This is a genomic window from Senegalia massiliensis (assembly GCF_900626135.1).
GTDB lineage: Bacteria > Bacillota > Clostridia > Tissierellales > SIT17 > Anaeromonas > Anaeromonas massiliensis.
Map to the genome: position 1 here is coordinate 452,596 of NZ_LR130786.1, position 14,079 is coordinate 466,674.

Below are 14,079 nucleotides of genomic sequence, written 5' to 3' on the forward strand. Positions count from 1 at the left end.
ATTTGTTCCCCCCAATTTATCTATATTTGTCTAAAATTGATGAAATCTCCTCTTTTTTCACCATAGGATATACATCATCATTGATTGTGATTACTGGTGCTTTACTGCAATCACCTAAACATCTAGCAGCTACAATAGAAAATTTCATATCTTTTGTAGTCTCTCCATATTTTATTTGAAGAATTTCTTCTATTTCATCTAATATCTCTTGAGCACCTTTAACATAACAAGCAGTTCCTATGCAAACGTTTATCTTGTTTTCACCTTCAGGAATAAATGTAAATTGAGAATAAAAAGTTGCAACACCATATATCTCTGATATAGGAATATTTAACTTATTGGATATAAGTTCTAATATTTCTTTAGGTAAATAGCCAAATATATTTTGTGCTTCTTGCATAACTGGCATCAAAACTCCTAGCTTGTCTTTATTTTTCTCTATAAAATTTTCAAGCTTAATTATTTTGTCATTATTTTTATCTTTATCAAAAACAAAATTCATATATAAACCCCCATTATCTTTTATTCTTTTCACATTATAATATTTTTTCAGAAAATTATCAATTTTGTGTAAGTTAATTAATTAACTAGAAAAGCTTGAGCTATTTGATAGCTCAAGCTTTTAATCTAAAAATATAGTCGAAAGTTTAATTTTTAACTTTTAAAATAAGGTGTTTTTTTCTTTTGTTTTTAGATTTATCTGCATACATATTTTCATCAGCAGTTTTCAAAACTTTTTCTATAGGCTTTTCTCCATTTTTTATTAAATCCCAACCAATAGAAATGCTCATAACAAATTCATCATGATTTCTATTGTATTCTCTAACAGAATTTTTAATTCTATTTATTAAACTATTTATATCCTCTTTTTTTATATCATATAATATAATGGCAAATTCATCTCCACCTATTCTTGCTACTGTATCATCTTCCCTAAGATTACTTTTTAATATTTTTGCAGCATCTTTAAGATATTTATCTCCTATTAAATGTCCTTTATTATCATTAACTTTTTTCATATTATCAAGATCAGCAATTACAATTCCAAGAGTTTCATATCCTAATTTATTCATTAACCTCATTTCTTCTTCAAAATAAAATCTGTTATACAATCCTGTTAATGAATCTTTTAAGCTAAGTATGGAAAGTTTTTTATTAACTTTTTCAAGCTCTATTGTTTTTTCTTTTAACTGTTTGTTATACTTATTTAATTTATAAAAAAGAGTTTTATATGGCTCTTTTAAATTTATAAAATTTAAAGCTTTATATAAAAGATAATAAGAAATTATTTTAAATATATATCCTAATGAAATATATATATTTTCTTGTCCTAAAAAGTTAATAAAAAAAATATTAGAAATTAAAAGTGAAAACATAGAGCTAATAAGCATATAATACATTTCTTTATGAAAATACTTTTTATATTTCAACATAGTTATAATACTTAAAGATATCAATATTATTGCAAAAAACATTATAACAAAAGTAGAAGGGTTAAAAATATTAGTCATAAATATCATAAGTAAGGAAAACATACTTACACTTAAATATATTAAAAAAAATAAATGTAATCTAAATTTAAAATGAAAATTTAGAAATGATACAAAAAGAGATATTGATTGAATTATTCTTGATATAAGCCATAAATTTATATGAATAGACATAGAATAATTAAATATTCCTATATTAGGATTAATTAAAATATGTAATATATCAAAGAAGGCTACAAAACCATAAGAAAGTCCTAAAAAAGTAAAATAGTGAGTTTGTGAAATTTCATAAGTATTTAATGCAATTATAGCCATTGACATTCCAATTATTATAGCAAAAATATTTGATATAACTTGAAAAAAAATAAAATTTTGAAAAGATATATATACATATGTAATTATTAATAAAACTAAAATTAATATAGAAAAAATTCTGTTATTTTGTTTTAATATTATATTTTTAGTTGTCATAAAATCACTCCATATAGGTCTAAAGTCCTATTAATCTTTAGTGATTTATACCCATATAATGTTCTGTATAACAAAAAACAAGAGCATTTTAAAAATGCTCTTGTTTTTAATAACTAAATAAATAGATTAACATCTGAATTTTCTGCTGCACCTAAATAATTTGCAACTCCACCTATTTCTACTCCATCTATAAGTTCTTCTCTTTTTATTCCCATAACATCCATACTCATTGCACAAGCTACTATTCTTACACCATTCTCTTGTGCTTTTTTTATTAATTCTTCCAATGAATCAATATTTTTATCATTCATTACTTTTCTAATCATTTTTGATCCCATACCAGCCATATTCATACGAGACAGACCTAATCTTTTACTTCCCCTAGGCATCATTTTTGCAAACATTTTATCCATAAAACTTTTATCTGTTTCTACCTTCTCATCTTTTCTTAAAATATTTAATCCCCAGAATGTAAAGAACATAGTAACTTCTCTACCCATAGATGCTGCACCATTTGCAATTATAAAGGAAGCTATAGCTTTATCTAAATCTCCACTAAATACAACCATACTTTTATCTTCTCTAGGATTAATTACTTCTTTATTTTGAGTTTTTACAGCTGTACTACCCTTTTTTAAAATAGCTAAAAATGAGTTTTCTTCTTTTTTAGTAGATAGTAAAGTATTACCTGTTCTTTCTGCCCATGTTTTTATATCACTCATAAATCCAGGGTCAGTAGCTTTTACTTCTAATATATCTCCGTCTTCTAATTCTTTCATTTTATTAAAAACTTGCATAATAGGTCCAGGACACTGAAGACCACAAGCATTCAATTTTACAGTTTTTCTTTCTGTATCCTCTGTACTTTCTAAATTTCCAGCTTCATCATAATTAACATCTGTACTACATGCTTCAGCTGAACAATTATCGTCATTACAATCCATGCAACTAAAAGTAGAATATCCTCCATTTAGATTCATTACATTTTTAAATCCATTCTGCTTTAATATTCTAGTTGCAATATATCCTCTTACTCCTATAGCACAATAGACTACTATTGTTTTATCTTTATCTAATTCATTTAATCTGTTTCTTAATTCATCTACAGGTATATTAATAGAGTCATTTATAAAACCAAGCTGTCTCTCAATATCTTCTCTAACATCAAGAATTATAGTATTACTCATGTCTAAAGTTTCTATTTCATCATAATTTATAACATCTACATCACCTTTTAGTATGTTTTCAGCTGTAAAGCCTGCCATATTTACAGGGTCCTTTGCTGATGAATAAGGTGGTGCATAAGCAAGCTCTAATTTTTTCAAATCATAAATTGTACCATTAAATCTAATAGCTGTTGCAATTACATCTATTCTCTTATCTACTCCATTATATCCTACAATTTGAGAACCTAATACTTTTCCATTTCTATCAAATATCAACTTTATTGTCATTGGTATTGCCCCTGGGTAATATCCTGCATTTGATTTTGAATGTATTAGTGCAACAAAATAATCCTCTTTATATTTCAAATCATTTTTCTTTAAAGTTTTCTCATTTATACCAGTACTAGCTATTGTTAAATCAAATACTTTTGCAATTGAAGTTCCCTGAGTCCCCTCATATTTCTCATATCTACCTGCAATATTATTTGCAACAATCCTACCTTGTTTATTAGCAGGTCCTGCAAGAGGTACCATTGTCTTGGTTTTTGTATTAAAATCAATTATTTCTACAACATCTCCTAATGCATATATGTTATCATCAGAAGTTTTTAAGTATTCATCAACTATTATTCCACCACGTTTATTCGTTTCAAGTTCTGCGCTTTTTGCAAGCTCTGAATTAGGTCTTATACCAATTGAAAGAATTATCATATCCGTTTCAATTTTATCACCACTTTGTAAAACTACAGTTGTACTTCCATCATTATTATTTATAAATTCTTTAACTCCATCTTCTAATACTAAATTAACATTTTTACTCCTTATATGATTATGAGCTATTTGAGCCATTTCATAATCTACAGGAGCCATAACTTGATCTGCCATTTCTATAATAGAAACCTCTAGTCCTTTATCGTGAAGATTTTCTGCCATCTCAAGTCCTATAAACCCTCCACCAATAACAGCTGCTCTTTTTGGTTTTTTTGTATCCATATATGACTTTATTTTATCTGTATCTGGTATATTCCATAATGAAAAAATATTCTCTGCATCTATTCCTTTTATTGGTGGTCGTAAAGGTGTAGATCCTGGTGAAAGAACTAAAACATCATAACTTTCTTTATACTCTTCATTGCTATTTAAATTTTTTATACTAATTTCTTGTTTCTCTTTGTCTATACTTATTACTTCATTTTTAACTCTTACATCAATATTAAATCTAGCATTCATATCCTCTGGAGTTTGAAGCAATAAGTTATCTCTTTCTTCTATAGTACCTCCAATATAATAAGGAAGTCCACAATTTGCAAAAGAAATATATTCTCCTCTTTCTATCATGATTATTTCTGAATCTTCATCCATTCTTCTAAGTCTGGCAGCAGTACTTGCACCACCTGCTACTCCTCCTACTATAACTATTTTTTTTGACATTTATATTACCCCCTATAATGTAATATTCGCATATTTGAATAATACGATTTTATTGTTAAAAATAATGCATTCATAAGCATTATTTTATAATTGAACTTATTATTTGTTTTGCATCTTCATCTATAACATAATAATTTATTTCAGTACCATTTCTCTTTCCTTCAATAATACCTGCAGCTTTAAGTTTTGCTAAATGCTGAGATATTGTGGATTGAGGAGCATTTAAACAGCTTTGAATTGTAGAAACATTCCTACCCTCTTGTTCTATGAGTCCATGTACAATACATAATCTTATAGGATGTGCTAGTGATTTTAATATTTCTGATTTTTTATCAAATATATCTTTTTTATATAAATCCATATTTATCTCTCCTAATATTAATATATTCTAATTTTATGATATAACAATAAATTTTGCAAGTATTTATTTAAATTTCTTTCCATTTATGATAAAATTAAAAAAGTAATTATGTTAAAAACTTCTCTAAGAAAACCTTTCTATGTTTTTTTCCAATATATATATCCATGATTTTTCAATATTTGGAGGTGCTTATGAACAGAAATTTATCTATACAAATTGACAAAACCGAAAATTCTATAATAAAATATGTACTTTTAATTTTACCTATATCATTTACAATCTCGGCATTTTTTTTAGATGATATTGATACAATAATAAAAGGATTATATAGTATTATGTGGAGCGAAGACATACTCTTAACTGACTATTTAGAAATAGCTGGTATTGGCGCCACTTTAATAAATTCCGCAATAATAACATTTTTTAATTTATTTCTTCTACATAAATTAAAAGTACCTATAAATGGTACAGCTATTGCTGGTGTATTTATTGTTGCAGGATTCTCGTTTTTTGGCAAAAACATATTTAATGTTTGGCCAATATATATAGGAACTTTTATTTATTCAGTTTATCAAGGTAGAAAATATCGCTCTGTTATATATATATCAATGTTTGCTACAGCTCTTTCTCCAATTGTAAGTCAATTATCCTTTGGCCTTGGTCTCCCTCTCATAGAGGGAATTGTTTTAGGATGGCTTTTTGGAATAGGCATTGGTTTTATAATAACTCCACTTTCTGCCCATTTAGTTCGTGCACATGATGGTTACAATATTTATAATGTAGGCTTCACAGCAGGATTTATTGCTACCGTTCTTATAGCAGTACTTAGAAGTTATGGTTTAGATATCAGTAGCCAATCTATATTATCTTCAAAATATGATATTTTCTTGAAAGTTTTTTTACTTTCATTTTCTATAATACTAATATTAATAGGTTATTTATTAAATAAGAAAACGTTCAAAGGATATAGAGAAATATTCGAGTATTCAGGAAGACTAGTTACAGATTTTATTTTACTAATAGGAATAGGAAATACTTTTGTAAATATGGGACTTATGGGTGTAATTGCAATTATTTATGTTATAATATCTGGAGGAGCAATTAACGGTCCAATTGTAGGAGGAATTTTAACAATAATAGGTTTTTCTGCATTTGGTAAACATCCGAAAAATACTATACCAATATTACTTGGAGTATTTGCTGCAGGACTTCTAAATATTTGGCATATAAATTCAACAGTTGTTATAATTGCTGGGTTATTTAGTACAACACTTGCACCTATTGCTGGTGAATATGGTCCTTTTGCTGGATTCATAAGTGGATTTCTTCATCTAGCTGTAGTAATGAATGTTGGGGTAGTTCATGGGGGAGTAAATCTATATAACAATGGATTCTCTGGAGGAATTGTTGCATCTGTTCTTGTTCCTATATTAGATACATTTTCGAAAGGAGATTGAAATTGAAGCATGATATTAAGAAAATAAGTAAAATAATTGACGAATTAACCACATTTTGTCTTATACATGGAGCAAATAACATTAATATGAATGTAGAAAACAGTAAAGAATATTTCAAAATATCTTTTTATGTAGATTGTTTGGATTATAAAGACAAAAGAGTTTCTCGACTTGAAAGGTTATTAAATGTACCAAGACAAACAGAAATGGAAGAATTTTATTGGGAACTTACAGGTGAATCAGACCATGATTCAGAACTGAGTATAGTAGGGATGATGATTGATAAAGTTGAATTTATACATGAAAATGAGTCGCTTAAAATAATTTTATACAGATATAAATAACTCTCTATATGCAGGAGAGTTATTTTTTATGCCTTTTTTTGGTCACAAATATATATCAATAAGAGTATTATATATAGAAACAAGTTTAGCATAAGGAGTTGAATTTGTATGGACGATAAGAAATATAATGAAGAATATGAGAGACCAAATTATAGGTTAGCTCGTGCTTATGTGCCTTACCAGAAGATGTGTAAAGTATATGATTTAAAAGAGGCATTATGTAAAGGAACATTATTTCCTGAACTATATATGCCATATGAAATCCATAATAAAAAGAAAAGATGCTAATAGGAGGTGCAATTTATGGATTCTAGACAATTAGAATTATTAGAAGAGATTATGCAAGTAAGCTTTGGTTTAGTTGAAACAAATCTTTATCTTGATACTCACCCTGCAGATGAAAAGGCTTTAATGCTTCATAATACATTTTCAAAAAAATATCGTGATTTAATGAAAGTTTATTCTAGAGAATATGGACCATTAATGTATACGGGTATGAGTATGTGTCCTTGGCAATATATAGATTCACCTTGGCCTTGGGATATTGAATACAAAAAATGCAAATGGGAATAAGGAGGTAATTGTATGTGGATTTATGAAAAAAAGATACAATATCCTGTAAGAGTAGACTCCTGTAACCCTGCACTTGCAGCTATGATATTAGAACAGTTTGGTGGAGCAGATGGAGAACTCTCAGCAGGTGTAAGATATTTAACTCAAAGATGGACTATGCCTACAAATCAGGCAAAAGGAATACTTACAGATATTGGGACTGAAGAACTTGCTCACTGGGAGATCATTGGTACAATTGTCTATAAGTTAGTAAAGGATGCTCCTATAGAAAAAATTAAAGGAACACCTTTTGAAGCACATTATGCAAATCATGGTAAAAGCCCATTTCCTCACAATGCAGCAGGAGTACCATGGACTGCTACATTCTTAAATTCAAAAGACGATCCTATAGCAGATCTTCATGACGATATGGCAGCAGAAGAAAAGGCTCGTGCAACATATGAGCATCTTATAAATTTAAGTGATGATCCTGGTGTCAGAGATACCCTAAGATTTTTAAGAGAAAGAGAAGTTGTACATTTCCAAAGATTTGGAGAAACTTTAAGAATAGTTGAAGATCATAAAAATAGCAAAAAATATTATTAAATTTAAATAAAATCTAATATCTAAAACATTAAAAATCTCTCTTAACAAACAATAATTGTGGCTTATTTGTTAAGAGAGATTTTTATAATATATATTTTAGTTGTTTTATACTATCTATTCTAATATCAGCTTCATCTAATTCACCAAGTTTATGAAATCCATAATTACAACCTATAGTTAAAATATTATTTTTCTTTCCTGCTTCTATATCCTGAAATCTATCTCCTATCATAACCATATCTATAGGATATTTCTTCTTTAATTTAGCTAAAATTTCATGTTTAGAAATGTAATCATATTCTTCAGAACAAGCCATTTCTACAAAGTAACTATTTAATCCAAATATTTCTTTTGCCTTATCTCTATAACCTATACTACAGTTACTAAGAAATACTAAATTATATCCCTTAGCTTTTAAATACCTAAGAGTTTCTATTGCATGTGGATATAATACTGCTTTTCTAGAATTTATTTGACTAACCATTTCTCTACCTATTATTTTACTTGCTTTATCTCTAATATCTGTATCAATATCTGGCATAAATTCTTCCCACATTGCTTTGCTACTAAATCCTAGCCAATATGAAATTTCTTCATCATTCCATTTTTTCTCCGGAGCTTCACCTATATTAACTAGATAATTATAAGCTTTTCTAAAGGCAGGTCCATAAATCTTTATACTATTATGAATAGTTCCATCATAATCTAAAAATATTGTTTTTATATTTTCAAACATATTGATTTTACCTATATTTCTCTTAATAAATTTGCCATCTCTATTGCTGTAATAGCTGCTTCAGCCCCTTTATTTCCTGCTTTTGTCCCTGCCCTTTCTATAGCTTGCTCAATAGTATCAGTTGTAAGTACTCCAAATATAACTGGAAGTTCTGTTTCTAAAGATACATTTGCAATTCCTTTTGAAACTTCACTTGATACATAATCAAAATGTGGTGTAGCTCCTCTAATAACAGCACCTATACATATTACACCATCATATTTTTCTGACTTAGTCAATTTTTTAGCCACTAAAGGCATTTCAAATGCTCCAGGTACCCAAATAATTTCAATATCTTCTTCTTCAACCCCATGACGTTTAAAAGCATCTATAGCTCCAGACAATAATTTACTTCCTATAAACTCATTAAATCTTCCTACTACTATAGAGAATTTTAACCCTTTAGCAATTAAATTTCCTTCGTATGTTTTCATTTACTTTTCCTCCTTAAAATTTAGCATGTGCCCCATTTTTTTCTTTTTAGTTTTTAAATAATATTCATTTCTTTCATTATGATTCATCTGAATAGGTACTCTTTCTACAACTTCTATTCCATATCCTGAAATTCCTGATAATTTTTTAGGATTATTAGTCATAAGCTTTACCTTTCTTACACCTAAATCAGATAATATTTGAGCACCAATACCATAATCTCTCATATCTTCTGGAAAACCAAGAGCTATATTAGCTTCTACTGTATCCATTCCTTTATCTTGTAGAGCATAAGCTTTAATCTTATTTATCAGACCAATTCCTCTTCCTTCTTGACGCATATAAAGTAATATTCCTCTTCCTTCTTGTTCAATATTTTTCATAGCTGCAGCAAATTGATCTCCACAGTCACATCTAAGAGAACCAAAGGCATCTCCTGTTAAACATTCTGAATGTACTCTTACTAATACTGGCTTTTCATCAGATACATCTCCTTTAACTAGAGCTACATGATGTTCTCTATTTAATTTGTTAACATATCCTACTATTTTAAATTCTCCATATTTAGTAGGCATAAAAGCCTCTGATGCTCTTTCTATTAAAGATTCATTTTTTCTTCTATATTTAATTAAGTCTGCTATAGTTATTATTTTTAAATTATGTTCTTTTACATATTCCATAAGTTCAGGTACCCTAGCCATTGTTCCATCTTCATTCATAATTTCACATATAACACCTGCAGGATATAAATTAGCTAACTTTGCTAAATCTACTGCTGCTTCTGTATGACCTGCTCTTTTTAATACACCACCTTCTTTTGCTACTAAAGGGAATATATGTCCTGGCCTATTAAAATCATTTGATATTGCAGTAGTATCTATTAATTTTTGAACTGTCATGGCTCTTTCTTCTGCTGAAATACCAGTGGTAGTTTCTGTAGAGTCAACAGATACTGTAAAAGCTGTTTCCTTTGGATCCGTATTTACAGATACCATTGGATAAATATCTAACTCATTAACTCTTTCTTTTGTCATAGGAGTACATATAAGCCCTCTACCATATTTAGCCATGAAGTTTATCTCCTCAGCAGTTGCTTTTTCAGCTGCCATTAATAAGTCCCCTTCATTTTCCCTATTTTCATCATCTACTACTACAATCATTTTCCCAGCTTTAATATCTTCAATTGCTTCTTCTATTGTATTAAATTTATACATTGTGTCACCTTCCTTTATACAAATCCATTTTCTTTTAAAAAATTTATATCTATTAAACTTTTTGGTTGATCCAATTTTTCAAATGTCATAAATCTTTCAATATATTTTCCAACCATATCAAATTCTAAATTTACTTCGTTTCCCACTTTTTTACTTAATAATATAGTTTCCTCTTTAGTTAATGGTATAATTGAAACTTTGAAAATATTATCATCTACTAAAGCTACTGTTAAACTAGTTCCATCAATAGCTATAGAACCTTTATTAATGATATACTTCATAACTTCATAAGTAGATTCTATAGATACCCAAGTAGCATTATCTTCTTCTTCTATACCTTTAATAATACCTACTCCATCTATATGTCCAGATACAATATGTCCTCCAAATCTATCTCCTAATTTCATTGCTCTTTCAAGATTAACTCTACTTCCAGAATTTAAATCTTTTAAATTACTACGTCTCATTGTTTCAGGCATAACATCTATAGTGAAGGTGTTTTTACCAAAATCTACAACTGTAAGACATACTCCATTAGTACTTATGCTATCACCTAGATGTATTCCCTCTAAAACTTTCTGTGCTTTAACAGTTATTTGAGATGAATTAATACCCTTTACAATCTTATCAACTATTCCTATTTCTTCTATAAGTCCTGTAAACATTTATCTATCTTCCTTCCTTAAATAACCTTCAATTAAAATATCTCCATTGAATTTTGACATAGTCATATCTTTTAGAATAAATGCATCATCTATATAGGATCTACCTTGTCCTCCAACTGGAGTTTTAGCATTATTTCCTCCTATTATTTTAGGTGCTATGAAGGATAATACTTTATCTACAATCCCTTGTTCTAATGCACTATAGTTTAGAGTAGATCCTCCCTCTAATAAAATACTGTCTATTTTCATTCTAGCTAATTGACTCATTAAATTAGCTAAATCTACCTTCCCATTTTTTAATGGAGTAATTATAACTTCTCCACCTTTTTCTTTAATTAATTGTATTTTTTTATTATCAATTTTTTCAGTTGTAGCTATAATTGTTTTTGATTTTGACTTTATTTTTAATACATTAGCATCTAAAGGAACTCTTCCATTTGTATCTACAATTATTCTAATAGGATCTAAATATCTATCACCAAGTCTTGTTGTAAGTCTAGGGTTATCCTTTAACACAGTACCTATACCTACCATAATTGCAGATACTTTATGTCGTATTTGATGTACATATTTTCTAGAAAATTCATTAGTAATCCACTTTGAATCTCCAGTATATGATGAAATTTTACCATCTAAAGTCATTGCTGTTTTAAGTATGCAAAATGGCTTATTCTGAGTTATATACTTTATAAAAATTTCATTTACTTTTTTTATTTCTTCTTGTAAAACTCCTACTTTAACCTCTATACCATTAGCTCTTAAAATTTCAATACCTTTTCCTGATACTAAAGGATTAGGATCTTTCATGCCAATAATTACTTTTGAAATACCCTTCTCAACAATGTTATTTACACAAGGAGGAGTTTTTCCAAAGTGAGAACAAGGCTCTAATGTAACATACATTGTAGCTCCCTTCACATCTTCTGTAGCATTATTAAAAGCATTAACTTCAGCATGAGGTCCACCATAAAATTCATGATAACCTTCTCCAATTATTTTTTCATCTTTTATTATTACTGCACCTACTAAAGGATTTGGGTTAGTATATCCTTCACCCTTTTTAGAAATTTCTATGGCTCTTTTCATATATTTTATCTCCATTTACTCCCTCCCAACTCTTATAATAAAAATATTCTTTTTTTATTATGTCCTTTATTAAAACTATTAATTATTATATTATTTGACCAAAAAATAAAGCTCTGAAGGTTTAACTTCAGAGCTTTATAAATATGTCATATTATATATAAATACATCAAAATAATATATAAACTTATATTTATTAATTAATTATATCTTCTTCCATCCAGACTTTACTGTCGGTCTTGGAATTTCACCAAATCAACCATATTTTCATATGGGTCGCGGACTTTACCGCCGGTCGGGAATTTCACCCTGCCCTGAAGATCTTATTCAATTTTATGTTTAAAATATATCATTGTTAATTAGTTTTTGTCAAGAAAAATCTTAAAAAAGTTAAATATTACATATTAGTCAATTCTTTTTCTATGCTTTTTAGTCTAGGAGTTTCCCTTGTCCATATATATATGCTTACTGTACTTGCTATGGTAAGTAACATAATCCTAAGTATCAGTTTATCCAAAACAAATATCACAGAAAATCCTATTGTAAGCCAGATTAAAAGTATTGCTCTTTTTTTAGCTTTTAAAGGTATCCCATTACCTTTTATATAGTCAGATACATATGGAGCTAAATATTTGTTATTTAATATAAACTTATATAATCTATCACTACTTTTTACAAAACAAGCTAAAGATAATAGTAAAAAAGGAGTAGTAGGAAGTACTGGTAATATTATTCCTATTGTTCCAAATATCAAACTTAAGCTTCCTATTATAATTAAAATTATTTTTTTCATCTTATTTTCCTTTATATTTTTTGGCTAAGCTATTACACTTTCATTATATTTATAACATTTTTTATATTTATTGTATCATATTTTCTTAAATATTTAATTATAAAAAACCACTTTTCAATTGAAAAGTGGTTTTTTATAATTAATAATTTGATTGTTTTATTTCAAAATATGCTTCTTCATGTTTACAAACTGGACACATTTTTGGAGATTTTTCTCCTACATGTACATGCCCACATTTACGACAATACCAGCTTTGCTCATTTTCTTTTTTGAAAACTAATTCTTCTTTAACATTATCGTAAAGTTTTAAATAACGTTCTTCATGATCTTTTTCTATTTCTGCTATTGATTTAAATGCAATTGCTATCTTTTTAAACCCTTCTTCTTCAGCTATTTTTGCAAATTCAGGATATATAGCAATAAACTCTTCATGTTCTCCATCTGCAGCAGATTTTAAGTTTTCAGCAGTAGTACCTACCTTACCTGCTGGATATGTAGCAGTGATTTCAACATCTCCACCTTCTAAAAATCCAAAGAATATTTTTGCATGTTGATATTCATTTTCTGCTGTTTGTAAAAAGAAGTCTGATATTTGTTCATACCCTTCTTTTTTTGCTTGTTTTGCAAACATTGTGTAACGATTTCTTGCTTGAGATTCTCCAGCAAATGCTTTTAGTAAATTTTGTTCTGTTTTAGTTCCTTTTAAACTTGACATTTTAATAAATTCCCCCTTAATTATATATATTTAACTTTAAAGACAACTTTTACATTTACCTTTAAAGTATAAATGCTTTTCATCAATTTGAAACCCTTTTAAAGTCCCGTCTTGTAATTTTATATCTTCTATTTCAAAGTCATACACTTCTCCACAATCAGTACATTTAAAATGTCCATGAAATTTAGTATCAGCATCATATCTTGTTTCATTCTCTTCTATTGTAATCATTGTAGCAATATTATTTTTCATAAATAAACTAAATGTATTATATACTGTTGTTTTAGATAATGTAGGCATTTCTTTTATCAAATCATTATATATCTTTTCTACAGTTGGATGGTTTTTATTTTTTGATAAATATTCATATATTTTTATGCGTTGTAGTGAAGGTTTTATACCGTGTTCTTTTAAATAATCACTTGTACTAATCTCCATAATCTTTCCTTCATCTCCTTACATCGCTCTTTATTTGTAATAGTTTTAAATTTGTAATGATTACAATATAATCATAATAGATTCTC

The 14,079-nt window shown here is 28.0% G+C and carries 17 protein-coding genes and 1 riboswitch; of the genes, 5 read left to right on the top strand and 12 right to left on the bottom strand.

The window, feature by feature from the left end:
* Window positions 1-16: 16 nt before the first annotated feature.
* The 4 genes from nuoE to E0D94_RS12050 form a co-directional block, all read right to left on the bottom strand.
* Entirely contained in the window at window positions 17-502 is a 486-nt protein-coding gene (gene nuoE, locus E0D94_RS12035) for an NADH-quinone oxidoreductase subunit NuoE (RefSeq protein WP_130807812.1), read from the bottom strand.
* 145 nt (window positions 503-647) lie between these two features.
* Window positions 648-1,961: a sensor domain-containing diguanylate cyclase gene (locus tag E0D94_RS12040; protein WP_130807813.1), complete on the bottom strand. Its 1,314-nt coding sequence runs from the start codon at window positions 1,959-1,961 to the stop codon at window positions 648-650.
* A 113-nt stretch (window positions 1,962-2,074) separates the two neighbouring features.
* Complete coding sequence (locus E0D94_RS12045; protein ID WP_130807814.1) at window positions 2,075-4,558, bottom strand: DsrE/DsrF/DrsH-like family protein; 2,484 nt, start codon at window positions 4,556-4,558, stop codon at window positions 2,075-2,077.
* Between the two features lie 79 nt (window positions 4,559-4,637).
* Window positions 4,638-4,919: an ArsR/SmtB family transcription factor gene (locus E0D94_RS12050; RefSeq protein WP_130807815.1), complete on the bottom strand. Its 282-nt coding sequence runs from the start codon at window positions 4,917-4,919 to the stop codon at window positions 4,638-4,640.
* 191 nt (window positions 4,920-5,110) lie between these two features.
* Here E0D94_RS12050 and E0D94_RS12055 point away from each other — a divergent pair, with 191 nt between their 5' ends.
* The 5 genes from E0D94_RS12055 to E0D94_RS12075 all read left to right on the top strand — a co-directional run bounded on the left by E0D94_RS12055 (window position 5,111) and on the right by E0D94_RS12075 (window position 7,878).
* The gene (locus E0D94_RS12055; protein ID WP_130807816.1) at window positions 5,111-6,376 is read left to right on the top strand and encodes a DUF1576 domain-containing protein; all 1,266 of its coding nucleotides are present in this window, start codon (window positions 5,111-5,113) and stop codon (window positions 6,374-6,376) included.
* 2 nt (window positions 6,377-6,378) lie between these two features.
* Window positions 6,379-6,720 carry a hypothetical protein gene (locus E0D94_RS12060; protein WP_130807817.1) on the top strand — a complete coding sequence of 114 codons (342 nt, stop codon included), beginning with the start codon at window positions 6,379-6,381 and terminating at the stop codon, window positions 6,718-6,720.
* 108 nt (window positions 6,721-6,828) lie between these two features.
* Entirely contained in the window at window positions 6,829-7,008 is a 180-nt protein-coding gene (locus E0D94_RS12065) for a spore coat associated protein CotJA (RefSeq protein WP_130807818.1), read from the top strand.
* Between the two features lie 15 nt (window positions 7,009-7,023).
* Window positions 7,024-7,293: a spore coat protein CotJB gene (locus E0D94_RS12070; RefSeq protein ID WP_130807819.1), complete on the top strand. Its 270-nt coding sequence runs from the start codon at window positions 7,024-7,026 to the stop codon at window positions 7,291-7,293.
* 12 nt (window positions 7,294-7,305) lie between these two features.
* Entirely contained in the window at window positions 7,306-7,878 is a 573-nt protein-coding gene (locus E0D94_RS12075; protein ID WP_130807820.1) for a manganese catalase family protein, read from the top strand.
* An 82-nt stretch (window positions 7,879-7,960) separates the two neighbouring features.
* Here the strand turns inward: E0D94_RS12075 and E0D94_RS12080 are convergent, their stop codons facing one another.
* The 8 genes from E0D94_RS12080 to E0D94_RS12115 all read right to left on the bottom strand — a co-directional run bounded on the left by E0D94_RS12080 (window position 7,961) and on the right by E0D94_RS12115 (window position 13,993).
* The gene (locus E0D94_RS12080) at window positions 7,961-8,614 is read right to left on the bottom strand and encodes an HAD family hydrolase (protein ID WP_130807821.1); all 654 of its coding nucleotides are present in this window, start codon (window positions 8,612-8,614) and stop codon (window positions 7,961-7,963) included.
* Window positions 8,615-8,625: 11 nt separating this feature from the next.
* Window positions 8,626-9,087, bottom strand: a complete 462-nt coding sequence (ribH, locus tag E0D94_RS12085) for a 6,7-dimethyl-8-ribityllumazine synthase (RefSeq protein WP_130807822.1) — start codon at window positions 9,085-9,087, stop codon at window positions 8,626-8,628.
* A complete protein-coding gene (locus E0D94_RS12090; RefSeq protein ID WP_130807823.1) occupies window positions 9,088-10,299 on the bottom strand; it encodes a bifunctional 3,4-dihydroxy-2-butanone-4-phosphate synthase/GTP cyclohydrolase II in 1,212 nt (403 codons plus the stop codon).
* 14 nt (window positions 10,300-10,313) lie between these two features.
* On the bottom strand, window positions 10,314-10,964 hold the full coding sequence (gene ribE, locus E0D94_RS12095; RefSeq protein WP_130807824.1) for a riboflavin synthase: 651 nt from the start codon (window positions 10,962-10,964) through the stop codon (window positions 10,314-10,316).
* Window positions 10,965-12,065 carry a bifunctional diaminohydroxyphosphoribosylaminopyrimidine deaminase/5-amino-6-(5-phosphoribosylamino)uracil reductase RibD gene (gene ribD, locus E0D94_RS12100; protein WP_130807825.1) on the bottom strand — a complete coding sequence of 367 codons (1,101 nt, stop codon included), beginning with the start codon at window positions 12,063-12,065 and terminating at the stop codon, window positions 10,965-10,967.
* 186 nt (window positions 12,066-12,251) lie between these two features.
* A riboswitch (FMN riboswitch) is annotated at window positions 12,252-12,373 on the bottom strand.
* A 71-nt stretch (window positions 12,374-12,444) separates the two neighbouring features.
* Complete coding sequence (locus E0D94_RS12105) at window positions 12,445-12,840, bottom strand: YbaN family protein (protein WP_130807826.1); 396 nt, start codon at window positions 12,838-12,840, stop codon at window positions 12,445-12,447.
* 139 nt (window positions 12,841-12,979) lie between these two features.
* Complete coding sequence (gene rbr / locus E0D94_RS12110; protein WP_130807827.1) at window positions 12,980-13,555, bottom strand: rubrerythrin; 576 nt, start codon at window positions 13,553-13,555, stop codon at window positions 12,980-12,982.
* A gap of 36 nt (window positions 13,556-13,591) precedes the next feature.
* Complete coding sequence (locus E0D94_RS12115) at window positions 13,592-13,993, bottom strand: Fur family transcriptional regulator (RefSeq protein WP_130807828.1); 402 nt, start codon at window positions 13,991-13,993, stop codon at window positions 13,592-13,594.
* Between the last annotated feature and the right edge of the window lie 86 nt (window positions 13,994-14,079).